Here is a 22090-nt window from a genome sequence, read left to right as displayed (position 1 = left end):
GGTTCGGAAACGGTCAGGATGGACGTCGTAGTCGGCCGCATCGCAAAAGCGCACGGCATCCGCGGTGAACTCGCGGTGGACGTGCGCACGGACTCGCCGGACGAGCGGTTCAAGATCGGTGCGGCCGTCACGACGAGGCTGCGTGACGGCAGCCAAAGGGAACTCACCATCGCAGCCGCCCGCGAACACAGCGGGCGGCTGCTGGTGCGTTTCGAGGAGGTCCTCACCCGCGACGTCGCCGAGACGCTGCGGGGCGCGTTGCTGCTGGCCGACACGGACACGCTGCCGCCGACCGAGGACCCCGACGAGTTCTACGACCACGAGCTGGCGGGCCTGCGCGCCGAGCTCACCGACGGCACGGTCGTCGGCAAGGTGGTCGAGATCGTCCACTCGCCCGCGGGCGAGCTCCTGGAACTCGACGTCGACGGCCGCGAGGTGCTGGTGCCGTTCGTCCGCGCGATCGTCCCGACGGTGGACGTCGGCGGTGGCCGGGTCGTGCTCGACCCGCCGGAAGGGCTCCTGGACGCCTGAATGCGGATCGACGTCGTCACGATCTTCCCCGAATACCTCGACCCGCTGCGCGCCGCGCTGCTGGGCCGGGCGATCGACCGCGGCCTCATCGAAGTCGGCGTGCACGACCTGCGCGACTGGACCCACGACGTGCACCGCGCGGTCGACGACGCGCCGTACGGCGGCGGCCCCGGTATGGTCATGAAGCCGCAGATCTGGGGTCCGGCGCTGGACGACGTCTGCCGCCCCGGCACGCGGCTCGTCGTGCCGACCCCGGCCGGGCGGCCGTTCACCCAGGAGCTGGCGCACGCCTACGCGGCGGAAGAGCACCTGGTGTTCGCGTGCGGTCGGTACGAGGGCATCGACCAGCGGGTCGTCGACGACGCGGCCCGGCGGATGCCGGTCGACGAGGTGTCGATCGGTGACTACGTCCTGGTCGGCGGCGAGGCGGCGGTGCTGGTCATCGTCGAGGCCGTCGTCCGGCTGCTGCCCGGGGTGCTCGGCAACGCGCGCTCGGCCGCGGAGGACTCGTTCTCCGACGGCCTGCTCGAAGGGCCCAGCTACACGCGTCCGGAGGTGTGGCGGGACCTGGCCGTGCCGGACGTCCTGCGGTCCGGCAACCACGCGCTGATCGACCGCTGGCGGCGTGACCAGGCCCTCGAGCGCACGGCCCGCCGCCGCCCCGATCTCCTGGCCGCGCTGCCGGAAGGTAGTCTCGACAAGCACGATCGCGGGGTCCTGGAGGGCTTGGATCCCGAGCAGGCCGAGGGCCGGTTCGCCTGGCCCGATCCCGGTCTGTAATACTTGACAGGTTGGCGTGAGTGGACCTCGTCGTCCATGAGCCCGCCATCAGCCCCCCGGGTCGTCCGCAGCGGCACCGTTGCGCGCCCGGGATCTGTACGCAAGCCATACGAAGACGAGGACGGACCACCGATGAACACCCTGGACGCGCTGGACAAGCAGTCGCTGCGTTCCGACATCCCGGACTTCCGCCCGGGCGACACGCTCAAGGTGCACGTCCGCGTCATCGAGGGCAACCGCGAGCGCAACCAGGTCTTCCAGGGCGTCGTGATCCGCCGTCAGGGCGGCGGCATCCGGGAGACCTTCACCGTTCGCAAGGTCTCCTTCGGCGTCGGCGTGGAGCGCACCTTCCCGGTGCACTCGCCGAACATCGCCGAGGTCGAGGTCCACAAGCGCGGTGACGTGCGGCGCGCGAAGCTGTACTACCTGCGCGACCTGCGCGGCAAGAAGGCCAAGATCAAGGAGCGCCGCGAGAACCGCGAGACGGCCTCGGCCAAGTAAGCGGCAACGCGGTTACCGGTAGCCTGACGACGTGGCCGAACCCGTGTCCCAGAACGCTCCCGAGGATGACCCCGATCGCTCCGAGGAGGACCAGCCCAGGCGGTCCCGATCCGAGGAGCGCGGGGGATCCCGCCGGCGGCGAGCCAAGCCCGCCAAGAAACGGTCGTTCTGGAAGGAACTGCCGATCCTGCTCGTGATCGCCCTGGTGCTCACGATCTTGATCCAGACATTCCTGGCGAAGGTCTTCATGATCCCTTCGGGTTCCATGGAGGCCACCCTGCACGGGTGTCCCGGGTGCACCGGCGACCGGATCCTGGTCGACCGGGTCACCTACGACTTCACCGAGCCCTCCCCGGGCGACGTGATCGTGTTCAAGGGCCCGCAGGCGTGGATCAACAACGAGATCGCGCCGCAGGAGTCGAGCAACATCGTCGTCCAGGGCCTGCGCGGGCTCGGCTCGCTGGTCGGGTTCGCCCCGCCGGACGAGCGCGACTTCGTCAAGCGGGTGATCGCGGTCGGCGGCCAGACCGTGCAGTGCTGCGACCCGCAGGGCCGCATGATCGTGGACGGCAAGGCGCTCGACGAGCCGTACATCCACTGGGAAGACCCGTCGAACCAGGAACAGAAGACCTTCGAGCCGGTCAAGGTTCCGGCCGGGATGGTCTGGGTGCAGGGCGACAACCGCAACAACTCCGACGACTCGCGGTTCCAGGGCGGCGGCGGCGTGAACGGCGCGGTCCCGGTCGACAACATCATCGGCAAGGCGCGGATCATCGTGCTGCCGCCGGGCCGGTGGGGCGGGATCTCCGACCACAACCCGCAGGAGTCGGCGCAGCCGGTCGCGCTGGGCGCGCCGGTCTGGCAGAGCGGTCTCCCGCTCGGTGCCGGCATCGCGGCGGCCTGGCCGGCGTTGTTCTTCGGGCGCAAGCTCAAGTCCGGACTGCGCCGGGCGGCCGGGCGGAAGCCCTAGCCACCCGATCCTTGCCGGCAGACGGGTGATTCAGCCTTGACACTTCCCGTTCCCCTGACGGCGGCCGAGCCGATCCGGCCACCGCGAGCCGTGGTGCGCGGCGACCTCTTCTGGGGTCTGCAGGGCGCGCTCGACCGCCGTGGCCTCGGCCCGGTCGCCGGCGTGGACGAAGCCGGCGCCGGAGCGTGCGCGGGGCCGCTGGTGGTCGCGGCCTGCGTGCTCAAACAAGGCGACGCGGCGAAGCTGACCGAGCTGACGGATTCCAAGTTGATGACGGCCAAGGCACGCGACCGGGTCTACGACCTGGTCCTCGCCCGGGCCGTCGACTACTCGGTGATCGTCGTCCCGACCGAAGAGGTCGACCTCTTCGGCATCCGGGTGATGAACCTGGAGGCCATGCGCCGGGCCGCGGCGGCACTGCGGGTGTCCCCGGGCTACATCCTCACCGACGGGTTCCGGGTCCCGGGCCTGACCGCCCCGAACGCGGCGGTCATCAAGGGCGACCGTTCGGTGGCCTGCATCGCGGCCGCGTCAGTGCTGGCCAAGGTGACGCGAGACCGCATCATGGCGGGCTATCACGAAGACTTCCCGCACTACGGCTTCGATGTGCACAAGGGGTACAGCACGTCCGACCACCTGTCGGCCCTGCGCGAACACGGCCCCAGCGACGTCCACCGCTGGTCGTACACGAACGTGGCCACGGTGGCCGTCAAGCACGGCCTGCGACCGGCGCGTCCGGTCCTGCTGACGTACGCGGCGCTGGAGAAGGCCATGGAGACGCCCGGCGCGGCCGGCCTGGCCGCGGTCCTCGACGAGGCATTAGAGCCACAACTCAGCCTGCCGCTGCATGCCCCGGCCGCGGGTGTGGGTCACAATGAACGCTCCGCCGGCGGAGCAGCAGCACGATCCCGAGGAGGGGCGCGGATTTCATGAGCGCAGAGGATCTCGAGAAGTACGAGACCGAGATGGAGCTCTCGCTGTACCGCGAGTACCGCGACATAGTCGGCCAGTTCTCGTACGTGGTGGAGACCGAGCGGCGGTTCTACCTGGCGAACGCAGTCGACGTCCAGGTCCGCGACGGCGGCGGCGAGGTGTACTTCGAGGTCCGCATGTCCGACGCGTGGGTCTGGGACATGTACCGCCCCGCCCGCTTCGTCAAGCACGTCCGGGTCATCACGTTCAAGGACGTCAACGTGGAGGAGCTGGACAAGCCGGACCTCCGCCTCCCCGAGGACGGCCCGTTCTCGGGTTAGCCCCGTTTTCGACCGACCGCGCCGGCCCGTCCGCCAAGGACGAGCCGGTGCGGTTCTTCGTGCGGCATTTCCACCACGCCCGTCGGTCGTTCGTCGCCTAGCCCACCGCACCGACACTTCGGGCGCTTCACCGGCATTCCGTGGACGAGTTGTCCACATCCCCCCGCTTGTCCACAGCTGAGCGATCCTGGGCTGGTCTCCTCCCGCCGCACCCTGGCACCGTGGATTGCACACGCACCGTGATCGCCGGGACCGCCCCGGTGACCGGCGCGGGCCGACGAGGGGGCGTACACGATGACGGGCACCGACCAGCTCGCAAGACACCGCCGCGACCTGGGCGCGTGGGGTGAAGACCTGGCGCTCCGGTACCTGCAGGACCGCGGGCTGATCCTGCTGGCCCGCAACTGGCGCTGCCGGGAGGGCGAGTTGGACCTCGTCTTGACCGACCGCACCCGGGTCATCTTCTGCGAGGTCAAGACGCGCTCCGGCACCGAATTCGGGCTGCCGACCGAGACCGTCACCGAGGAGAAGGCCGCCCGCGTACGCCGGGCCGCGCAACGCTGGCTGCGCGAGTTCCGCATCGGCTGGTGCGCGGTGCGGTACGACGTCGTCACCGTCCTCGCCGAACCGGGCACCCGCCCGCAGCTGCAGCACATCGAGGCGGCGTTCTGATGCCCATCGCCAAAGCGTGGTCGGTCGCGCTGCTCGGGATCGACGGCCGCGTCATCGAAATCGAAGCCGACCTCGGTGGCGGCCTGAGCCGGATCACCCTCGTCGGCCTGCCCGACGCCGGGCTGCGCGAGGCCAAGGACCGCGTCCGCTCCGCCGTCCGCAACTCCGGGCAGCCCTGGCCGGAGGGCAAGGTGACCCTCGGGCTGTCCCCGGCGAACCTGCCGAAGGTCGGCTCGGCTTACGACGTCGGCATCGCGGCCGCCGTGCTCGCCGCGACCGGTGCGGTCCCGGCGACCCGCCTGCTCGGCACGGTGCTGCTGGGCGAACTCGCCCTCGACGGCCGCGTCCGCCCGGTCCGCGGCATCCTTCCCGGCCTCCTGGCGGCGCGGGCGGCCGGTTACGACCGAGCCGTCGTCCCGGCGGACTCCCTCGTCGAAGCGGCGCTCGTCGACGGCATCGAAGTCGCGGGCGCGCCGCACCTGCGTGATCTGGTGGCGTGGCTGAAGGGCGAGGCCGGCCTGGTGGCACCGGAACCGCCCGGTCCCGCCGCACCGCCGTCGGTGCCCGACCTCGCCGATGTCGTCGGGCAGCCGGAGGCGCGCTGGGCGCTGGAGGTCGCCGCCGCGGGCGGGCACCACCTTCTGTTCACCGGCCCACCGGGCGTCGGCAAGACGATGCTGGCGAGACGGCTGCCCGGTCTCCTGCCGCGGCTGTCGCACGAGGAGTCGCTGGAGGTCACCGCGGTGCACTCGGTCGACGGCTCGCTGTCGAAGTCGTCGCCGCTGGTCACCGTGCCACCGTTCGTCGCCCCGCACCACTCGATCACGGTGGCGGCCTTGATCGGCGGCGGCAGCGGGCTGGCCTCCCCGGGCGCGATCAGCCGCGCCCACCGCGGAGTCCTGTTCCTCGACGAAGTCTGCGAGTTCGGCGGGCAGCGCCTCGAGTCCCTGCGCACGGTGCTCGAAGAGGGCGAGGTCCGCATCGCCCGAGTCAAGGGCGCGATCACCTACCCGGCGCGGTTCCAGCTGGTGCTGGCCACGAACCCCTGCGCGTGCGCACCCCCGAAGGACGTCGACTGCGTGTGTTCGCCGGCGGCTCGCCGTCGCTACCTCGGCCGCCTCTCCGGCCCGCTCCTCGATCGCGTCGATCTGCGAGTCCGCTTGCGCCCGCTGAGTGCGCTCAACGCGCACGACACCGGCACGGAAGAGCCGACGGAAACGGTGCGCGGCCGAGTACTCGAAGCCCGCGAGCGCGCCGCGCGAAGGTGGCACGAGCACGGCTGGAGGTCGAATTCGGAAGTACCGGGCCCGGCATTGCGCCGCGATTTCTCGCTGCCGGCCGAGGCAACGAGCCTGCTCGACCGCGCAATGGATCGAGGTGCCTTGAGCGGCCGAGGCGCCGACCGCTGCTTGCGCATCGCCTGGACCCTCGCCGACCTGGACGGCGAGCCTCGTCCAGGGACCGAGCAGGTCGGATCGGCGCTGGCCTTCCGTGAGCGGGTGGCGGCATGAGCGCCGACGAATTGCGGCAGGCGCGTGCCTACCTGCTGCGCGTGGCCGAGCCACCGGCTGCCGCTCTTGTTGCTTTTGTCGCCGAGTGCGGGCCGGTCGAGGCCGCCGCTCGGGTTCGGGCCGGTGATTGCCCGGCCGGCGTGCTGAAGGCGACTGAGGCGCGGCGGGGCTACGACCTCGTCGCCCAGGACTTCGACCGGGCCGCCGTGGCCGGTGCTCGGCTGGTCGTGCCCGAAGATGATGAGTGGCCGGCCTGGCCGTTGCTTGCCTTGGATCTCGCCGCGCGGCGAGGGGTGGCCGAAGCCGTGCCGCCGTTGGCCTTGTGGGTTGCCGGTGATGTCGGGCTCGGCTCCGCCGCCGATCGGGCCGTGGCCGTTGTCGGTGCTCGGGCCGCCAGCGCCTACGGCGAACACCACGCCGCCGAGTTCGCCTACGGGCTCGCCGGCCGGCGTGTTCCGGTTTTCTCGGGCGCTGCCTACGGCATCGATGGAGCCGCGCACCGAGGCGCGCTCGCTGCCGAGGGAGTCACCGTCGCCGTGCTGGGGTGCGCCGTCGACGGCGGCTATCCGGCTGGGCACGTCGGCCTGCTGAAGCGGATCGTCGGCTCCGGGGGTGCAGTCGTCAGCGAATACCCGCCCGGCACTCCGCCCGCGCGGCACCGCTTCCTGGTCCGCAACCGGCTCATCGCCGCCCTCACCGAGGGCACCTTGGTGGTCGAAGCGGGATTGCGCAGCGGTGCCCGCAACACCGCGAGCACCGCGGGCGCCCTCGGCAAGGTGGTGATGGCCCTGCCCGGACCGGTGTCGTCCGGCATGTCCGCCGGCTGTCACGAACTGATCCGCGACGCCCGGGCGACGCTGGTCTCGACCGTCGACGAGGTGCTCGAGACCGTCGGACGCTTCGGCGTCGCCGAGGACAGCGGCTCGGGCCGGCCGAAACGGCGCACCGATCGGCTGGGGCCCGAGGCGTTGCGCGCTTTCGAAGCACTGGCCGTGCGCGCCGATCGGTCCGATACCGAGATCGCGGCCGAATCGGGGCTTCCGCTGCGGCGGGTGCGGGCGCTGCTGCCGGAACTGGAGATCGACGGATTCGCCGTCCGCGGGGAAGGCGGCTGGCGACGACGGAAGGAAAGCGCGTGAAGACCACGAAATCCGGGCGAAATCATCGACGGTGTTCGGCCGGTCCGGTGGGGGCGCGTGGCGATCCTTGACCGAAGGCGGATGTTCGCGCAGCGTGACATCCATGCCGCCACCACGCTCCGGCCGGGCCCGCCGTCCCGATCTGCGCGCGCTCCGGGCCGCCCTGCCCGAGCCCGTGCAGACCGTCGTCACCGCCTACGAACGGCACCTCGGCCTCGAACGCGGCCTGTCTGCGCACACCGTCCGGGCGTACGTCGGCGATGCCGTGGCGCTGCTGGGATTCGTCGTGGACGACGGCGGTGGAGTCGCGGAATTGGACCTCGGCCGGCTGCGGGCGTGGCTCGCCGCTCAGCAAACCGGCGGGGCGAGCCGGACGACGCTCGCGCGGCGGGCCGCCTCGGTGCGGACGTTCACGGCCTGGGCGCACCGCACCGGCGTCCTGGCCACGGACCCGGGCGGCCGGCTCGCCGCTCCGCGAGCGCACCGCACGCTGCCCGGGGTGCTGCGCGCCGGGCAGGCGGGGGAGGTCATGCAGGCGTCGGCGGCGGGCGCCGAGCAACGCGATCCGGTCGCCCTGCGTGATCGCGCGATCGTCGAGCTGCTCTACGCCACCGGCATCCGCGTGTCCGAGTTGTGCGGGCTGGACGTCGGCGGGGCCGATTTCTCCCGTCGTGTCGTGACGGTGCTGGGCAAGGGCGGGAAGGAACGCGTCGTCCCGTTCGGCGTTCCGGCGGCGGCGGCGCTCGCGGACTGGATCGACGAGGGGCGCCCGAAGATCCTCGCCGAAAGCGGTGGTGAGAGCGCCGAGCCCGCGCTTTTCCTGGGTGTGCGGGGCAAACGCGTCGACCCCCGGGCGGTGCGGCGCGTCGTGCACGACGCCGTCACGGCGGTGCCCGGAGCACCCGACATGGGGCCCCACGGCCTGCGGCATTCCGCCGCGACGCATCTGCTCGAAGGGGGTGCCGATCTCAGGAGCGTTCAGGAACTGCTTGGTCACGCTACGCTTGCCACGACGCAGCTCTACACTCATGTGACCGTCGACCGGTTGAAAGCGATCCATGACCGAGCGCACCCCCGGGCCTGAGGCCGTCCGGGGAGGCTCGCCGGGGTCGTCAGCAGCAGGCCCGGCGGCGCACGCGCATCCGCACGAGCACGGAGACGACACTGAGCCGCATGCCGAGAACGACTGTGCAATGACCGCAGGCCCGCACGTGACCGAAGCCGCCGGAGTGACCACCCGCGGTGAGGCTGCCGCGCCCGCGGAAACCCGCGCCGGCTACGACGTCGACGCCGGCATCGCGGCGCTGTGGCAGCAGTTCGCCGACAGCCCGGACCAGGCGTCGCGCGATCGGCTCGTGCTGCACTACGCCCCGCTGGTCAAGTACGTCGCCGGCCGGGTCGGCACCGGGCTGCCCACCCACATCGACGTGGGCGACCTCGTGCAGTCGGGCATCTTCGGGCTCGTCGACGCGATCGAGAAGTTCGACCCCGAGCGCGGCCTGCGCTTCGAGACCTACGCGATGCAGCGCATCCGCGGCGCGATCCTCGACGACCTCCGTTCGCAGGACTGGGTGCCGCGCGCCGTCCGCAGCAAGGCCAAGGAGGCCGAACGCGCGATGGAGCGCCTCGGCGCCCGCCTGCACCGCACGCCGACCGACGCGGAGCTCGCCGCCGAACTCGGCATCGGCCTCGACGACCTGCGCGACTTCTACGGTCAGCTGCAGCTCACCAGCGTCGTCGCGCTGGAGGACCTCGTCGCCGCGGGCAAGGACAGCGGCTCGCTGGTCGACACGCTGCCCGACGACGACGCCGTCGACCCGGTCGCGGTGCTCGTCGACCAGGACAACCGCCGGCAGCTCGCCCAGGCGATCGCGCAGCTCACCGAGCGGGACAAGATCGTGGTCAGCCTCTACTACTTCGAGAGCCTGACCCTCGCCGAGATCGGCAAGGTCCTCGGCGTCACGGAGTCGCGGGTGAGCCAGCTGCACACGCGGGCGGTCATGCGGCTGCGCGCCAAGCTCGTCGAGCAGACCGGCGCCTGATCACCAACCACCTCCCCACGGCTTGAGCCGGTATTCGCCCACCTCACCGGTCAGGGCGAGGGGATCGATGTACTCCTCGCCGCGCCGCACGCCCCAGTGCAGGCACGCCGCCGCCAGGCAGCCGGGATGCCCGGCGAGGACGGTGCCGAGCACTTGCCCGCGGTAGACCTGCTCGCCCACGGCCACCTTCGGCACGACGGGCTCGTAGGTGGTCCGCAGCCCACCGTCGTGGTCAACGGAAAGCACGGGCCGCCCGCCCACGGGCCCGGCGAAGACGACGATGCCCGTATCGGCGGCCAGCACGTCCTGCCCGGGCACAGCGGCCAGGTCGAGCCCGCGATGCCCGGCGCCATAGGGCGTTTCGGGGGCGTCGAAGTACTTCATGACCACCGGAACGGGTGACAGTGGCCAGGAGAGCCGCGGTTGCCGCGCGTCCCGGGGACTGCTTGCCCGAGGCCCGGTCGCCATCGGCCACGCCGCCGCAAAGGTGACGGCGGGGGCCTCAAGCGGCCGCGGGCTCGACGCTGATGGCGCAATCCGGGGAACGGCTGCCGGCCGTTCGGTCGGCTGGGAGCCCGCCGCCGGTGGTGGGAGGCCGCCCGTCCACGGCTCGGCCCGCGGCCGTCCGGATACGCCCTCCCGCGCGGCAGCTGTCCCCAGGGCAGCCGCCACCGGGCGCGCATCTTCCCCGGCGGTCTGCCGAGCGCCCGCAGCCTCGGCGTCAACCGCACCTCCGTACCCCCAGAAAACCGCCACGACCAGGGCAAAAGCCCCCAACAACCAGCCCGGCAGCCACCGCCGGGAACGCATGATCGACTCCATCTCTCCAGCCTGCGGTATGCCGCCGGTCCGTGGGGGGCGGAAGCCGAATCTGTGGATAACCGACCCCGATGTGGACAACTCCGCCGGCGAGCGGCCGCCGGTGGGGGAGGGGCTGGTGGCAGGGGGTAGAATCTTCTCCGCGGTCCGCTTCAGCGGGCTGACTTCGCGTGCACGTGCGCGTTCCCCGGTCTGGAAGCAGCCGGGCGAGTCGCACGGGGTCCGGCGGTCCCTGGGTTCCTCACTCCCGGGGTCCGGACGCCGGCACGGGCACCAGGGCGAACGGCCACCCGGCCGCTAGCGACAAAACCGAGCAGCGCGTCCGAGCGGGCGCGCACGACACAGAAGAGGTGTGATTCCGGCAATGGCCGTCGTCACCATGAAGCAGCTGCTCGACAGCGGCGTGCACTTCGGGCACCAGACCCGCCGGTGGAACCCGAAGATGAAGCGCTACATCTTCACCGAGCGCAACGGCATCTACATCATCGACCTGCAGCAGACGCTGACCTACATCGACCGTGCGTACGAGTTCATCAAGGAAACCGTCGCGCACGGCGGCACCATCATGTTCGTCGGCACCAAGAAGCAGGCGCAGGAAGCCATCGCCAACGAGGCCGCGCGCGTGGGCATGCCCTACGTCAACCAGCGCTGGCTCGGCGGCATGCTGACCAACTTCCAGACCGTGCACAAGCGTCTCCTCCGCCTCAAGGAGCTCGAGTCGCGGGAGCAGACCGGCGGCTTCGAGGGCCTCACCAAGCGCGAGATCCTGACGCTGACCCGCGAGAAGGACAAGCTCGAGAAGACCCTCGGCGGTATCCGCGACATGGCCAAGGTGCCGAGCGCGGTGTGGATCGTCGACACGAAGAAGGAGCACATCGCCGTCGGCGAGGCTCGCAAGCTGAACATCCCGGTCGTCGCGATCCTGGACACCAACTGCGACCCGGACGAGGTCGACTACCCGATCCCGGGCAACGACGACGCCATCCGCTCGGCCGCGCTGCTGACCAAGGTCGTCGCCGAGGCCGCGGCCGCCGGTCTGATGGCCCGCTCCAGCCGCAACGGTGCTTCGGCCGACACGAAGCCGGAGCCGGGCGTCGCCGCGGACGAGCCGCTGGCCGAGTGGGAGAAGGAGCTGCTCGCCGGCTCCGAGACCGCCGCCGCCGACGCGACCGAAGCCGCCGCTGCTGTCGACGCCGCGGCCGTCGAGGCCGCTCCGGCCGAGGCTGCCCCGGCCGAGGCCGCCCCCGAGCAGGCGACCGCCTCCTCCTGATGCTCCACCGCCCGTGCGGCCGCGCCCCCGGGGCCCGGCCGCACGGGTGTAGCAACCCACAGATTTCCTGCAAAGGACGGATTTACCAGAATGGCGAACTACACCGCCGCTGACGTGAAGCGCCTGCGCGAGATGACCGGCGCCGGCATGATGGACTGCAAGAAGGCCCTCGAGGAGAACGGCGGCGACTTCGACAAGGCCGTCGAGTTCCTCCGCATCAAGGGCGCCAAGGACGTCGGCAAGCGCGCCGAGCGCGCCACCGCCGAGGGCCTGGTCACCGGCGACGGCGGCGTCCTCATCGAGCTCGACTCCGAGACCGACTTCGTCGCGAAGAACGCCGACTTCCAGGCGCTCGCCGCGAAGATCGTCGAGGTCGCGAAGACCGTCAAGACCTCCGACGTCGAGGCGCTCAAGGGTGCCGAGCTCGAGGGCAAGACCGTCAACGAGGTCGTCCAGGAGCTGTCGGCCCGCATCGGCGAGAAGCTCGAGCTGCGCCGCGTCGTGGCCTTCGAGGGCCAGACCGCGACCTACCTGCACCGCCGCGGCTCCGACCTGCCGCCGGCCGTCGGCGTGCTCGTCGAGTTCACCGGTGACGACGCCGAGGCCGCCCGCGGGGCTGCCATGCAGGTCGCCGCGCTGCGCGCGAAGTACCTGACCCGCGACGAGGTCCCGGCCGAGATCGTCGAGAACGAGCGCTCGATCGCCGAGAAGACCGCCCGCGAAGAAGGCAAGCCGGAGCAGGCCATGCCGAAGATCATCGAGGGCAAGGTCAACGCCTACTACAAGGACAACGTCCTGCTCGAGCAGCCGTCGGTCAAGGACAACAAGAAGACCGTCAAGGCCCTGCTCGACGAGGCCGGCGTGACGCTGACCAAGTTCGCGCGCTTCGAGGTCGGCCAGGCCTGAGGCCAGGTCCGGGCGTAGGTTTCACCCAGTGCCCCGTCTCCGTCCATCGGGGACGGGGCACTGTCAGGTCTAGACAAGACAAAAAACGGTCGAGGGGCGTAGGAGGCGACATAGATGGGTGACCGGGTCGAAGGTGGCTACCGGCGGGTGCTGCTGAAACTGGGCGGCGAAATGTTCGGCGGTGGTTCGATCGGCGTCGATCCGGATGTCGTCCACTCGGTCGCGCAGCAGATCGCCGACGTCGCCCGCACCGGCGTCCAGGTCGCCGTCGTGATCGGCGGCGGCAACTACTTCCGGGGCGCGGAACTGTCGCAGCGCGGCATGGACCGCGACCGCGCCGACTACATGGCGATGCTGGGCACCGTGATGAACTGCCTGGCGCTGCAGGACTTCCTGGAGAAGGAGGGCCTGCCCACCCGCGTGCAGACCGCCATCACGATGGGCCAGGTCGCCGAGCCCTACATCCCGCGCCGCGCCGAGCGGCACCTGGAGAAGGGCCGCGTCGTGATCTTCGGCGCCGGGGTCGGCATGCCGTACTTCTCGACCGACACCGCGGCCGCGCAGCGGGCGCTGGAGCTGGGCTGCGAAGCCGTGCTGATGGCGAAGGCCGTCGACGGCGTCTACACCGCGGACCCGAAGGCCGACCCCACCGCCGAGATGTTCCGCGAGATCACCCACCGCGAGGTGCTGGAGCGGGACCTCAAGGTCGCCGACGCGACGGCGTTCAGCCTCTGCATGGACAACAACATGCCGATCATCGTGTTCAACCTGCTCACCGAGGGGAACATCGCCCGCGCGGTGAGTGGTGAAAGAATCGGCACGTTGGTCAGCACCCCCGCCGACGGGGTGCCGGCCTAGACCTGCTGGGATCAGCAAGCGTCACCCATCACAACAACGGGAGTAGCCGTGATCGACGAGACCCTCCTCGACGCCGAGGAGAAGATGGAAAAAGCGGTGTCCGTCGCCAAGGATGATCTGACGTCGGTGCGCACCGGCCGGGCCACCCCGTCGATGTTCTCGCGCATCGTGGTCGAGTACTACGGCGCGCCGACCCCGCTGAACCAGCTGGCCAGCGTGAACGTGCCGGAGGCGCGGATGGCGCTGATCAAGCCGTACGACCAGACCCAGCTCGTCGCGATCGAGAAGGCCATCCGCGAGTCCGACCTCGGGGTCAACCCGAGCAACGACGGCAACGTGATCCGGATCGTCATCCCGCAGCTCACCGAGGAGCGGCGCAAGGAGATGGTCAAGGTCGCCAAGAGCAAGGGCGAGGACGCGCGGGTGACCATCCGCAGCATCCGCCGCAAGGCCAAGGAAGAGCTCGACCGCATCGGCAAGGACGGCGAAGCGGGCGAAGACGAGGTCGTGCGCGCGGAGAAGGAACTGCAGAACCTCACCGACACGTACTCGCACAAGGTCGACGAGCTGGTCAAGCACAAGGAAGCCGAGCTGCTCGAGGTCTGATGGCACAGGTGAGCGAGGAACGCGAGGACCGGGTGGACGCCACCGGAGAAGAACCGGCGGCCGCCCCCGGAACGCCGGGGCCGGGCGACGCCGGCACCCCGGCCACGCCGGAGTTCCCGGGAACCGGCGAAGCGACCCGGTTGTCGGCCGCCGGGACCGCCGCGGCGGAACCGCCGGTCGGACCCGCCGCTTTGGGCGCGGCGGGCGAGGCAGCGCCGGAGGTCAAGAAGGCCTCCAAGGCGGGCCGCAACCTGCCCGCGGCCATCGGCGTCGCGCTGCTGCTCGGGGCCGCGATCATCGTTTCCCTGCTCACCGTCCGGTACCTCTTCATCGGGATCATCGCGGTCGCGATCGCCGTCGGCACCTTCGAATTCGCCGGGGTGCTGCGCCGGGTTGCCGACATCCGGGTCGCGATGATCCCGGTGCTCGTCGGCGGGCAGGCCATGATCTGGCTCGCCTGGCCGTTCGGCCGGGAAGGCGCGCTCACCGCCTTCGTCCTCACCGTGCTCGCCTGCCTGCTGTGGCGCCTGCCCGGGGGTGCGAAGGGCTACTTGCGCGACATCAGCGCGTCCACCTTCGCCGCCGCCTACCTGCCGCTCTTCGGCGCGTTCGCCGCGATGCTCGTGCCGCCGGAGGACGGCGTCGGGCGCGTTCTGACCTTCCTGATCGGGGTCGTCGCGTCGGACACCGGGGGCTACATCGCCGGCGTTCTCGGCGGCAAGCACCCCATGGCGCCCACCATCAGCCCGAAGAAGACCTGGGAAGGCTTCGCGGGTTCGGTGATCGGCGGCGTCGTGGCCGGGGCGCTGACCCTCAGCCTGCTGCTCGACGGCCACGTCTGGCAGGGCGTGATCTTCGGGGTCGCCATCGTGCTGACCGCGACCCTGGGCGACCTCGTCGAATCGCTGATCAAGCGCGACCTCGGCGTCAAGGACATGGGCACGCTGCTGCCCGGGCACGGCGGGATCATGGACCGCCTCGACTCGCTGCTGCCCTCGGCCGTCGTGTCCTGGCTGCTGCTCTCGGCGTTCGTGCCGGTCTAGTCGTCGTACGGGTCGTCGACCTCCGCGCGGCCCCAGCCCTCGGTCACGCGCGAGTGGTCGATCACCGCGAAGACCGCGCCCTCGGGGTCGGCGAGGATCGACATCCGGCCGAACGGGGTGTCGTACGGCTGGATCACCACCGTGCCGCCGTGCATGAGCGCCTCGCCCGCGACCGCGTCGACGCCGCGGGCCGGGTCGATGTCGAAGTACACGAGCCAGTGCGGCGGGGTGTCCAGGCTGTACTCCGAGCCCATCACGTACCGGTACAGCACCGGCTCGTGCTCGATGAGCCATTCGACGTAGTCGAGCGTCTCGCCGTCGCCGATCTGGTGGCTGGAGTAGGTGAACAGCTTGGTGTAGAAGTGATCCGCCGCGGCACCGTCGTGGGTGTTGAGGTCCGCGCCGCTGAAGGTGTTCGGGATGCCGGTGACGAACTCCCAGTTCGGCGGCACCTCCCAGAACACCACCGGCGCGCCGCACGCGTCGAGGGCGTGCATGATCGTGCCGCGGTCGGGGATCGCCACCGGCCCCAGGGTGATCCGGCCGCCGAGGTGCTCCACCCACTCGGCCGCGCTCGCGGTGTGCGGCACGGAGATGTGCGGCATCCACCCCAGCGGCGCGCCCTGGGCCGCGCGGTAGAGCCCGCCGACGGGGACGTTGGTGAGCGCCGCGATGGAGTAGCGGCCGTCGGACGTCGCCGGGTCGCGTTGAGTGGTGTACTCCCAGCCGAAGAGGGCACCGTAGAATCGTTCCGCTACGGCCTGCTCGCGGCAGGCCAGCTCGATCCAGCACGGAATTCCGGCCGGGACCGGGGACGGGGTACTGGACGGGCCGAATGCCATGGGTGCTCCTCCCGATACCCCCCGGATTCTAGGCGCGATCCGTGAGGTTTCCGCCAAGATTTCGCCACCGGGAGAGCACGAGCCGGCGACGAGGACCCGGAAGGAGCAGCGGGGTGCGGTGGTCGTCGCGGCGCACGGAGGTCGTGCCGAGCCCCAACATCTGGTACTACCAGGCCGATTACGAGCTGGAGAACCGGGCGCAGGACAGCGGCGGGGAGATCTGGCGGGTGCTCCGCGAGGAGTACGACTGGACCGGCCGGGACGTGCTGGACGTGGGCTGTGGTGACGGGTTTCACTTGCCCCGCTTCGCCCGGGACGCGCGTTCGGTGCTCGGAGTCGAGCCGCACGAGCCGTTGGTGCGAAGCGCCCTGAAGCGCGTCGAGGGTCTGTCGAACGTGGACGTCCGGATGGGCCGGGCCCAGCGGCTGCCGGTTCGCAGTGCGAGCGTCGACGTCGTGCACGCGCGCACGGCGTACTTCTTCGGGCCGGGGTGCGAGCCGGGGCTGGCGGAGGCCGAACGGGTGCTGCGCCCGGGCGGGGTGATGCTGATCGTCGACCTCGACGTGGCCGCCGATCCGTACGGCCGCTGGATGCGCGCCGACCTACCGCACTACGACCCGGGCGCCGTGGAACGGTTCTTCGCCCGGGCCGGGTTCGGCTGCCGCCGCGTCGCGACCGAATGGCGTTTCGCGACCGCCGCGGACCTCGAAGCGGTGCTGAAGATCGAGTTCAGCAAGCCGGTCGCCGAACAGGCGATCGCGGAGTCCTTGCAGCGTAACGGGAATCGCACCCAGGACCTGACGCTGCCGGTGGGCTACCGCGTCCACGCGCGGGTCAAGCCCACCGGCCTCGTCCTGCCAGGTCACTCCGCTGCCTCACCCGAAGCGGACTCGTCCTCGTCTTCGCCGAGGATGCCGTAGAGCGAGCGCCGGGCGTCGTTGAGCACCTCGGCCGCACGGGCCTGCTGGCTCTCGGTGCCCGCGCGCATGATCTGCACGACGGCGGCGGCCAGGTTCTTGCCCGCCTTGGCCAGCCCGACCTCGGTCGGGTCGACGTCTTGGGCGATGTGCTCCCACGGCGGGGTGCTGTCCTGCTGCTCCGCGGCAGCGCGGCCGGCGTCGGTCAGCTCGAACAGCTTCTTGCCGTGCTCGTCCTTGCTGATGACCAGGCCTTCGTCGGCCAGCAGCTGCAGCGTCGGGTAGACCGAGCCGGGGCTGGGCCGCCAGAAGCCGCCGGAGCGCTCGCCGATCTCGCGGATGATCTCGTAGCCGTGCCGGGGCTGCTCGGCGAGCAGCGCCAGGATCGCGGCGCGGACGTCACCGCGGCGGCTGCGCCGTCCGCCGTGACCCCGCCGGCCCGGACCGTGGCCGCGACCGCGTCCACCGGGGCCGAAACCCGGGGGGAACTCGCCGAAACCACCGAAGGGCCCGAAAGGTGCGCGCCCACGTTCGTGGGCGAAGGGGTGTTGGTGCCTACGCATGTCGTGTTCCTTTCTCGAACTATTGCGACACGTTCACGATATATCGGAAACGGTCGGATCGCAACGGGTCTTCGGTGACGCCGGTCACCTGGGAAGATCGGTGCGTGCCGGAAACCATCGACGAGATCGACGCGCGCCTGCTGCAGGCGCTGGAGGAGGACTCCCGGGCCACGGCGGTCGCGCTGGCCGAGCGGCTGGGCCTGTCCCGCAACACGGTCCAGGCCCGGCTCGCGCGGCTCGAGCAGCGCGGCGTCCTCAGGTCGTTCGAGCGCCGCATCGATCCGGCGCGGCTGGGCTACCCGCTGCGGGCGTTCGTCAACGCGCAGGTCGACCAGCGCCGCCTCGCCGAGATCGGCGCGGCCCTCGCCGCGATCCCCGAGGTGACCGAAGTGTGCGGGCTGACCGGCGCGAGTGACCTGATGGTGCAGGTGGTCGCCGTCGACGCCGACGACCTCTACCGGATCGCCGGGCACATCCTGGCCTCGCCCGGGGTGGAGCGGACGAACATCTCCCTCGTCATGCGCGAACTCGTCCCGTACCGGTTGGCGCCCCTGCTGGAGCGCGTGCATTCTGCGCAGCCGGAGACCTGAGCTCCCGGGATCCGCTGCGCATTATGCGCACTTTCGACAGCATCGGTTGTGCGATGCGTCCACCGGTGCTGTCCTGGTGGGCGCTTCCTGCACGAAAGGTGTCGACGATGACCCATGCCCCCGTGACCGCCCCGGCGCTCACCGCGATCGAGCAGCGGGTGCTGTGGCTCGCCACCGCGATCGTGCACCAGGCCAACCGCGTCCGGCCGAACCCGTCCGGGCTCAAGGTCGGCGGGCACCAGGCGTCGTGCGCGTCGCTGGTCTCGATCATGACGTCGCTGTGGTTCCGGCACCTGCGCCCCGAGGACCGCGTCTCGGTGAAGCCGCACGCGTCGCCGGTGCTCCACGCGATCAACTACCTGCTCGGCGAGCTCGACGAGGCCTACCTGCCGACGCTGCGCGAGTTCGGCGGCCTACAGAGCTACCCGAGCCGCGCGAAGGACCCCGACGCGATCGACTACTCGACCGGCTCGGTCGGCATCGGCGCGACGGCCCCGATCTGGGGCGCGCTGGCCCGCCGCTACCTGACCACCCGGGGCTCGGCCGCCGGGACCGGCCGCCAGTACTCGCTGGTCGGTGACGCCGAGCTGGACGAAGGCGCCATCTGGGAGGCCATCCTCGACCCGGCCGTCGCCGAGCTGGGCGAGATCGTCTGGATCGTGGACCTCAACCGCCAGTCCCTCGACCGCGTCGTCCCGAACATCGCCGCCGGTCGGCTGCAGGGCATGTTCGACGCCGCCGGCTGGCAGGTGCTGACGCTGAAGTACGGGCGGCTGCTGGAAGAGCTGTTCACCCGGCCCGGCGGCGCCGAGCTGCGTGCCCGCATCGACGCGATGCCGAACCCCGAGTACCAGCGGCTGCTGCGCTGCGACGCCGAGCAGGTGCGCGACCGGCTGCCCGCGGGGAACACGGCCCTCTCCAAGCTGGTCGCGTCGCTGGACGACGAGACGCTGCTGGCCGCGATCCGCAACCTCGGCGGGCACGACCTCGGCTCGCTCGACGAGGTTTTTGCGTCCATTTCGGACGAGCGGCCGACGGTCATCTTCTGCTACACCGTCAAGGGCCGGGGCCTGCCGACGCAGGGGCACCCGCAGAACCACTCGTCGCTGCTGACCGCGGCGCAGATGGAAGAGCTGGCTTCGTCTCTGGGCACGGACCTCGCTTCGCCGTGGGAGCGCTTCGCTGAGGGTTCGCCCGAAGCGGCGTTGTGTTCCGAAGTGGCTTCGCGCCTTCGCCGTCCGGATGTTCCTTCGGCGCCTTCGCTGGAACTGCCCGTCGACATCGGACGTACGCCGTCCGGGACCGCGACGACGCAGGCGGCCCTGGGACGCGTTCTGCTCGACCTGACGCGCGAAGCGCCCGAAGCAGCGAAGCGGGTCGTGACGGTCAGCCCCGACGTCAGCTCGACGACCAACCTCGGTGGCTGGGTCAACAAGGTCGGCGTCTGGTCGGCGACCGAGCGCCGCGACTGGTTCGAAGACGACCCCGAGACGATCATGCACTGGCGGGAGAAGCCCACCGGCCAGCACGTCGAGCTCGGCATCGCGGAGACGAACCTGGTGGGGTTGCTGGGGGAGCTGGGAGCGACCTGGAGCCGGTGGGGCGAGCCGCTGCTGCCCATCGGCGTCATGTACGACCCGTTCGTCGAGCGCGCACTGGAGCCGTGGTCGTTCGGCATCTACGCTGGCGGCCAGTCGATCCTGATCGGCACGCCGTCGGGTGTCACGCTCGCCCCGGAAGGCGGCGCGCACCAGTCGATCACCACGCCGTCGATCGGCATCGAGCAGCCCGGCTGCGTCAGTTACGAACCGGCGTTCGCGATCGACACCGAGTGGACGCTGCTGGCCGCGCTCGGCCGGCTCGGCAAGCCGGGCGGGACGTCGTCGTACTTCCGGCTCTCGACCCGCCCGGTCGACCAGACGCTCGCCGCGGTGCCCACCGACCCGGCCGCCCGTGAACGCCGTCGCCGCCAGGTCGTGGCGGGCGCGTACCTGCTGCGGCGGGCCGCGGCGCCCGCCGTCACGCTGGCCGCCATGGGCGCCCTGGTGCCGGACACGCTGGCGGCGGCCGAGCGCCTGGCCCAGGTCGGCGTCGAGGCCGACGTCGTCTGCGTGACCAGCCCCGGCCTGCTGTTCGAGGCCCTTCAGGCCCGATCCGGCCGGGGGAGCGCGGAGTCGTGGATCCTCGACCAGGTCTTCCCGGCTTCGCGGGCGAAGCCGCTGGTCACGGTGCTCGACGGCCACCCGCACACGCTGGCGTTCCTCGCCGGGGTGAACCGGGTGCCGTCGGTCGCGCTGGGTGTCACGGGCTTCGGCCAGTCGGGCTCGCTGGAGGACGTCTACCGCCACCACGGCATCAACACCGACGCGATCATCCGCGCCGCGCTGGACGTGGTGGCCTAGCCGAAGGTGGCGCCGGCGAGCATGGTGTCCATCTTGGCGTCCCAGCCGGGGAAGGACCCGTACTGGACGACGAGGATCCGGCTCGTCGGCAGCCACCACATGCGGACCTGGTTGTTCTGCGCCGAGTTCTCGCAGGTGACCTTCCAGCGGCCGTACTCGGCGTTCTTGGGCCCGATCGGCGCGAACCCGGAGTCGAGGAGGGTGCTGCCGGTGGCCTGCGCGGCCTTCCCGGGCGGCGACGCGGGGGTGATGCAGGTCGGCAGGTCCGTGCCGGTGTACCAGCCGAAGGGCCGCTTGGTGCTCGGCAGGTTGATCGGCGCGCCGGGCTCCGCCTTGCGCAGGTCGAGGAGGCGCGCTTCGCAGAGGACGGTGCCTTCGGCGACGCAGCCGTCCAGCAGGCCGTCCTGGCTGCGCTCGGTGTAGGTCGCGCCCGCCGGCAGCGGCAGGCGCAGGGAGCCCACGGTCGCCTGCGGCCCGTTCATCGGGCTCGGACGGGGAGGCGGCTCCTCGGCCGGCGTGCTGCAGGCGGCGGCGCCCAAGGCGACCGCCACAGCCAGGACAAGGTGCCGGAAGGACACGAGCTCACCTCTTTCGTCGGCCGCCCGGACCCCCGTCCGGTGAACGCCGTCGATCATCCCTCCGGGTGACGCGGCCCCCGAGACCGGGGGCGGCCCGTGACCTGGGGTACACCTGGTCAGGGTGGCCCGGGCGGTGCCGGTGGGCGCGTGGGACACTGGTCAAGTTATGACTGCCCTCCCCCTTGTCTTCGACGCGCCCAAGCGCGGCCTGCCGCCGCGCCACCTCGCCGACCTTTCGGTGTCCGAGCGCGCGGCCGCCGTGGCCGAGCTGGGGGAGAAGCCCTTCCGCGCGAAGCAGCTGTCGAACCACTACTTCTCCCGCCTGACGGTGGACCCGGCCGAGATGACGGACATCCCGGCGGCTTCGCGCTCCCGGCTCGTCGAGTCGTTGATGCCGACGCTGCTGACCGAGGTCCGAGCCCTGGAGGCCGACAACGGCGCGACGCGCAAGACGCTGTGGCGCGCGCACGACGGCACGCTGCTGGAGAGCGTCCTGATGCGCTACCCGGACCGCGCGACGCTGTGCATCTCGAGCCAGGCGGGCTGCGGAATGGCGTGCCCGTTCTGCGCGACGGGTCAGGGCGGCCTGGACCGCAACCTGTCGACGGCGGAGATCGTGGACCAGGTCCGTTCCGCGGCGGCGGTCATGCGCGACGGCACGATGCCGGGTGGTCCCGGCCGGCTGTCGAACATCGTCTTCATGGGGATGGGCGAGCCCCTCGCCAATTACAAGCGCGTGGTGGCCGCGGTCCGGCGGATCACGGATCCTGCGCCGGGCGGTCTGGGGATCGGTCAGCGTTCGGTGACGGTGTCGACGGTGGGTTTGGCGCCGGCGATCCGGAAGCTGGCGGACGAGAAGATGCAGGTGCGGCTGGCGGTGTCGTTGCACACGCCGGATGACGAGTTGCGGGACACGCTGGTGCCGGTGAACGAGCGGTGGTCGGTGGACGAGGTGCTCTCCGCGGCCCGGTACTACGCCGACACCTCCGGTCGGCGAGTCTCGATCGAGTACGCGTTGATCCGGGACATCAACGACCAGCCGTGGCGGGCCGAGCTGCTGGCGAAGCGGCTGCGCAAGCACCTGGGTCAGTTGGTGCACGTGAACGTGATCCCGTTGAACCCGACGCCGGGTTCGAAGTGGGACGCGTCGCCGAAGCCGGTGGAGCGGGAGTTCGTGCGGCTGGTGAACGCCGGTGGGGTGGCGTGTACGGTGCGGGACACCCGGGGCCAGGAGATCGCCGCGGCTTGTGGTCAGCTCGCCGCCGAAGGCTGAGTTGTTCGTTTCGGTTATGGAGAT

General features: G+C 71.1%; 24 protein-coding genes. 20 read left to right on the top strand and 4 right to left on the bottom strand.

What is annotated here, in order from left to right; translation table 11 throughout:
- Positions 1-18: 18 nt before the first annotated feature.
- The 11 genes from rimM (at position 19) to Q5425_RS11245 (ending at position 9399) form a co-directional block, all read left to right on the top strand.
- A complete protein-coding gene (gene rimM / locus Q5425_RS11295) occupies positions 19-531 on the top strand; it encodes a ribosome maturation factor RimM (RefSeq protein WP_308672105.1) in 513 nt (170 codons plus the stop codon).
- On the top strand, positions 532-1311 hold the full coding sequence (gene trmD / locus Q5425_RS11290) for a tRNA (guanosine(37)-N1)-methyltransferase TrmD (RefSeq protein WP_308672104.1): 780 nt from the start codon (positions 532-534) through the stop codon (positions 1309-1311).
- Positions 1312-1443: 132 nt separating this feature from the next.
- Positions 1444-1812: a 50S ribosomal protein L19 gene (rplS, locus tag Q5425_RS11285; RefSeq protein ID WP_285989249.1), complete on the top strand. Its 369-nt coding sequence runs from the start codon at positions 1444-1446 to the stop codon at positions 1810-1812.
- A gap of 31 nt (positions 1813-1843) precedes the next feature.
- Positions 1844-2782 carry a signal peptidase I gene (lepB, locus tag Q5425_RS11280; protein ID WP_308672103.1) on the top strand — a complete coding sequence of 313 codons (939 nt, stop codon included), beginning with the start codon at positions 1844-1846 and terminating at the stop codon, positions 2780-2782.
- Positions 2783-2872: 90 nt separating this feature from the next.
- Positions 2873-3715 carry a ribonuclease HII gene (locus Q5425_RS11275; protein WP_308672215.1) on the top strand — a complete coding sequence of 281 codons (843 nt, stop codon included), beginning with the start codon at positions 2873-2875 and terminating at the stop codon, positions 3713-3715.
- Positions 3712-4035 carry a DUF2469 domain-containing protein gene (locus Q5425_RS11270; RefSeq protein WP_003096226.1) on the top strand — a complete coding sequence of 108 codons (324 nt, stop codon included), beginning with the start codon at positions 3712-3714 and terminating at the stop codon, positions 4033-4035. Before Q5425_RS11275 ends, Q5425_RS11270 begins: the two co-directional genes overlap by 4 nt.
- 294 nt (positions 4036-4329) lie before the next feature.
- Positions 4330-4707, top strand: coding sequence for a YraN family protein (locus Q5425_RS11265; RefSeq protein WP_308672102.1), 378 nt, complete (start codon positions 4330-4332; stop codon positions 4705-4707).
- Positions 4707-6218, top strand: coding sequence for a YifB family Mg chelatase-like AAA ATPase (locus Q5425_RS11260; RefSeq protein ID WP_308672101.1), 1512 nt, complete (start codon positions 4707-4709; stop codon positions 6216-6218). The genes Q5425_RS11265 and Q5425_RS11260 overlap by 1 nt, the downstream gene beginning before the upstream one ends.
- On the top strand, positions 6215-7357 hold the full coding sequence (gene dprA, locus Q5425_RS11255; RefSeq protein WP_308672100.1) for a DNA-processing protein DprA: 1143 nt from the start codon (positions 6215-6217) through the stop codon (positions 7355-7357). Before Q5425_RS11260 ends, dprA begins: the two co-directional genes overlap by 4 nt.
- A gap of 103 nt (positions 7358-7460) precedes the next feature.
- Positions 7461-8441, top strand: a complete 981-nt coding sequence (locus tag Q5425_RS11250; protein WP_308672099.1) for a tyrosine recombinase XerC — start codon at positions 7461-7463, stop codon at positions 8439-8441.
- A 109-nt stretch (positions 8442-8550) separates the two neighbouring features.
- Positions 8551-9399: a FliA/WhiG family RNA polymerase sigma factor gene (locus Q5425_RS11245; RefSeq protein WP_308672098.1), complete on the top strand. Its 849-nt coding sequence runs from the start codon at positions 8551-8553 to the stop codon at positions 9397-9399.
- On the opposite strand, the gene Q5425_RS11240 is transcribed toward Q5425_RS11245, so the two are convergent.
- Positions 9400-9867: a murein hydrolase activator EnvC family protein gene (locus tag Q5425_RS11240; RefSeq protein ID WP_396135149.1), complete on the bottom strand. Its 468-nt coding sequence runs from the start codon at positions 9865-9867 to the stop codon at positions 9400-9402.
- 715 nt (positions 9868-10582) lie between these two features.
- On the opposite strand from Q5425_RS11240, the gene rpsB reads away from it, so the two are divergent.
- From rpsB to Q5425_RS11215, 5 genes are all read left to right on the top strand, one after another.
- A complete protein-coding gene (gene rpsB, locus Q5425_RS11235) occupies positions 10583-11488 on the top strand; it encodes a 30S ribosomal protein S2 (RefSeq protein WP_308672097.1) in 906 nt (301 codons plus the stop codon).
- 90 nt (positions 11489-11578) lie between these two features.
- The gene (gene tsf / locus Q5425_RS11230; RefSeq protein ID WP_308672096.1) at positions 11579-12394 is read left to right on the top strand and encodes a translation elongation factor Ts; all 816 of its coding nucleotides are present in this window, start codon (positions 11579-11581) and stop codon (positions 12392-12394) included.
- Between the two features lie 114 nt (positions 12395-12508).
- Complete coding sequence (pyrH, locus tag Q5425_RS11225) at positions 12509-13252, top strand: UMP kinase (protein WP_003065595.1); 744 nt, start codon at positions 12509-12511, stop codon at positions 13250-13252.
- A 48-nt stretch (positions 13253-13300) separates the two neighbouring features.
- On the top strand, positions 13301-13858 hold the full coding sequence (frr, locus tag Q5425_RS11220; protein WP_020644474.1) for a ribosome recycling factor: 558 nt from the start codon (positions 13301-13303) through the stop codon (positions 13856-13858).
- Entirely contained in the window at positions 13858-14901 is a 1044-nt protein-coding gene (locus Q5425_RS11215) for a phosphatidate cytidylyltransferase (protein ID WP_308672094.1), read from the top strand. The genes frr and Q5425_RS11215 overlap by 1 nt, the downstream gene beginning before the upstream one ends.
- Here the strand turns inward: Q5425_RS11215 and Q5425_RS11210 are convergent.
- Positions 14898-15743 carry a VOC family protein gene (locus Q5425_RS11210; RefSeq protein ID WP_308672093.1) on the bottom strand — a complete coding sequence of 282 codons (846 nt, stop codon included), beginning with the start codon at positions 15741-15743 and terminating at the stop codon, positions 14898-14900. The genes Q5425_RS11215 and Q5425_RS11210 overlap by 4 nt on opposite strands.
- A 113-nt stretch (positions 15744-15856) precedes the next feature.
- Here Q5425_RS11210 and Q5425_RS11205 point away from each other — a divergent pair, with 113 nt between their 5' ends.
- Complete coding sequence (locus tag Q5425_RS11205) at positions 15857-16663, top strand: class I SAM-dependent methyltransferase (protein WP_308672092.1); 807 nt, start codon at positions 15857-15859, stop codon at positions 16661-16663.
- Here Q5425_RS11205 and Q5425_RS11200 read toward each other — a convergent pair.
- Positions 16606-17223, bottom strand: a complete 618-nt coding sequence (locus tag Q5425_RS11200; protein WP_308672091.1) for a PadR family transcriptional regulator — start codon at positions 17221-17223, stop codon at positions 16606-16608. The two genes, Q5425_RS11205 and Q5425_RS11200, sit on opposite strands and share 58 nt — an antisense overlap.
- 104 nt (positions 17224-17327) lie before the next feature.
- On the opposite strand from Q5425_RS11200, the gene Q5425_RS11195 reads away from it, so the two are divergent.
- On the top strand, positions 17328-17813 hold the full coding sequence (locus Q5425_RS11195) for an Lrp/AsnC family transcriptional regulator (RefSeq protein ID WP_308672090.1): 486 nt from the start codon (positions 17328-17330) through the stop codon (positions 17811-17813).
- A gap of 107 nt (positions 17814-17920) precedes the next feature.
- A complete protein-coding gene (locus Q5425_RS11190) occupies positions 17921-20215 on the top strand; it encodes a transketolase-like TK C-terminal-containing protein (RefSeq protein WP_308672089.1) in 2295 nt (764 codons plus the stop codon).
- Here the strand turns inward: Q5425_RS11190 and Q5425_RS11185 are convergent.
- Positions 20212-20793, bottom strand: coding sequence for a hypothetical protein (locus Q5425_RS11185; RefSeq protein ID WP_308672088.1), 582 nt, complete (start codon positions 20791-20793; stop codon positions 20212-20214). The genes Q5425_RS11190 and Q5425_RS11185 overlap by 4 nt on opposite strands.
- Before the next feature lie 166 nt (positions 20794-20959).
- Here Q5425_RS11185 and rlmN point away from each other — a divergent pair, with 166 nt between their 5' ends.
- Positions 20960-22066, top strand: coding sequence for a 23S rRNA (adenine(2503)-C(2))-methyltransferase RlmN (gene rlmN / locus Q5425_RS11180; RefSeq protein ID WP_308672087.1), 1107 nt, complete (start codon positions 20960-20962; stop codon positions 22064-22066).
- Positions 22067-22090: the final 24 nt, after the last annotated feature.

Origin of the sequence: Amycolatopsis sp. A133 (assembly GCF_031082405.1) — a bacterium.
Classification (GTDB): Bacteria; Actinomycetota; Actinomycetes; order Mycobacteriales; family Pseudonocardiaceae; genus Amycolatopsis.
This window is presented reverse-complemented; position numbering and strand designations above follow the sequence as displayed.

What these genes read in the sequence shown, in the direction of transcription:
- Q5425_RS11245 (WP_308672098.1), top strand. Translation starts at nt 8,551, where the DNA reads ATGACCGCAGGCCCGCACGTGACCGAAGCCGCCGGAGTGACCACCCGC.
- Q5425_RS11270 (WP_003096226.1), top strand. Translation starts at nt 3,712, where the DNA reads ATGAGCGCAGAGGATCTCGAGAAGTACGAGACCGAGATGGAGCTCTCG.
- Q5425_RS11250 (WP_308672099.1), top strand. Translation starts at nt 7,461, where the DNA reads ATGCCGCCACCACGCTCCGGCCGGGCCCGCCGTCCCGATCTGCGCGCG.
- Q5425_RS11210 (WP_308672093.1), bottom strand. Translation starts at nt 15,743, where the DNA reads ATGGCATTCGGCCCGTCCAGTACCCCGTCCCCGGTCCCGGCCGGAATT.
- tsf (WP_308672096.1), top strand. Translation starts at nt 11,579, where the DNA reads ATGGCGAACTACACCGCCGCTGACGTGAAGCGCCTGCGCGAGATGACC.
- Q5425_RS11260 (WP_308672101.1), top strand. Translation starts at nt 4,707, where the DNA reads ATGCCCATCGCCAAAGCGTGGTCGGTCGCGCTGCTCGGGATCGACGGC.
- Q5425_RS11190 (WP_308672089.1), top strand. Translation starts at nt 17,921, where the DNA reads ATGACCCATGCCCCCGTGACCGCCCCGGCGCTCACCGCGATCGAGCAG.
- Q5425_RS11215 (WP_308672094.1), top strand. Translation starts at nt 13,858, where the DNA reads ATGGCACAGGTGAGCGAGGAACGCGAGGACCGGGTGGACGCCACCGGA.
- Q5425_RS11240 (WP_396135149.1), bottom strand. Translation starts at nt 9,867, where the DNA reads ATGGCGACCGGGCCTCGGGCAAGCAGTCCCCGGGACGCGCGGCAACCG.
- pyrH (WP_003065595.1), top strand. Translation starts at nt 12,509, where the DNA reads ATGGGTGACCGGGTCGAAGGTGGCTACCGGCGGGTGCTGCTGAAACTG.
- rlmN (WP_308672087.1), top strand. Translation starts at nt 20,960, where the DNA reads ATGACTGCCCTCCCCCTTGTCTTCGACGCGCCCAAGCGCGGCCTGCCG.
- dprA (WP_308672100.1), top strand. Translation starts at nt 6,215, where the DNA reads ATGAGCGCCGACGAATTGCGGCAGGCGCGTGCCTACCTGCTGCGCGTG.
- trmD (WP_308672104.1), top strand. Translation starts at nt 532, where the DNA reads ATGCGGATCGACGTCGTCACGATCTTCCCCGAATACCTCGACCCGCTG.
- rimM (WP_308672105.1), top strand. Translation starts at nt 19, where the DNA reads ATGGACGTCGTAGTCGGCCGCATCGCAAAAGCGCACGGCATCCGCGGT.
- Q5425_RS11200 (WP_308672091.1), bottom strand. Translation starts at nt 17,223, where the DNA reads ATGCGTAGGCACCAACACCCCTTCGCCCACGAACGTGGGCGCGCACCT.
- rplS (WP_285989249.1), top strand. Translation starts at nt 1,444, where the DNA reads ATGAACACCCTGGACGCGCTGGACAAGCAGTCGCTGCGTTCCGACATC.
- rpsB (WP_308672097.1), top strand. Translation starts at nt 10,583, where the DNA reads ATGGCCGTCGTCACCATGAAGCAGCTGCTCGACAGCGGCGTGCACTTC.
- Q5425_RS11265 (WP_308672102.1), top strand. Translation starts at nt 4,330, where the DNA reads ATGACGGGCACCGACCAGCTCGCAAGACACCGCCGCGACCTGGGCGCG.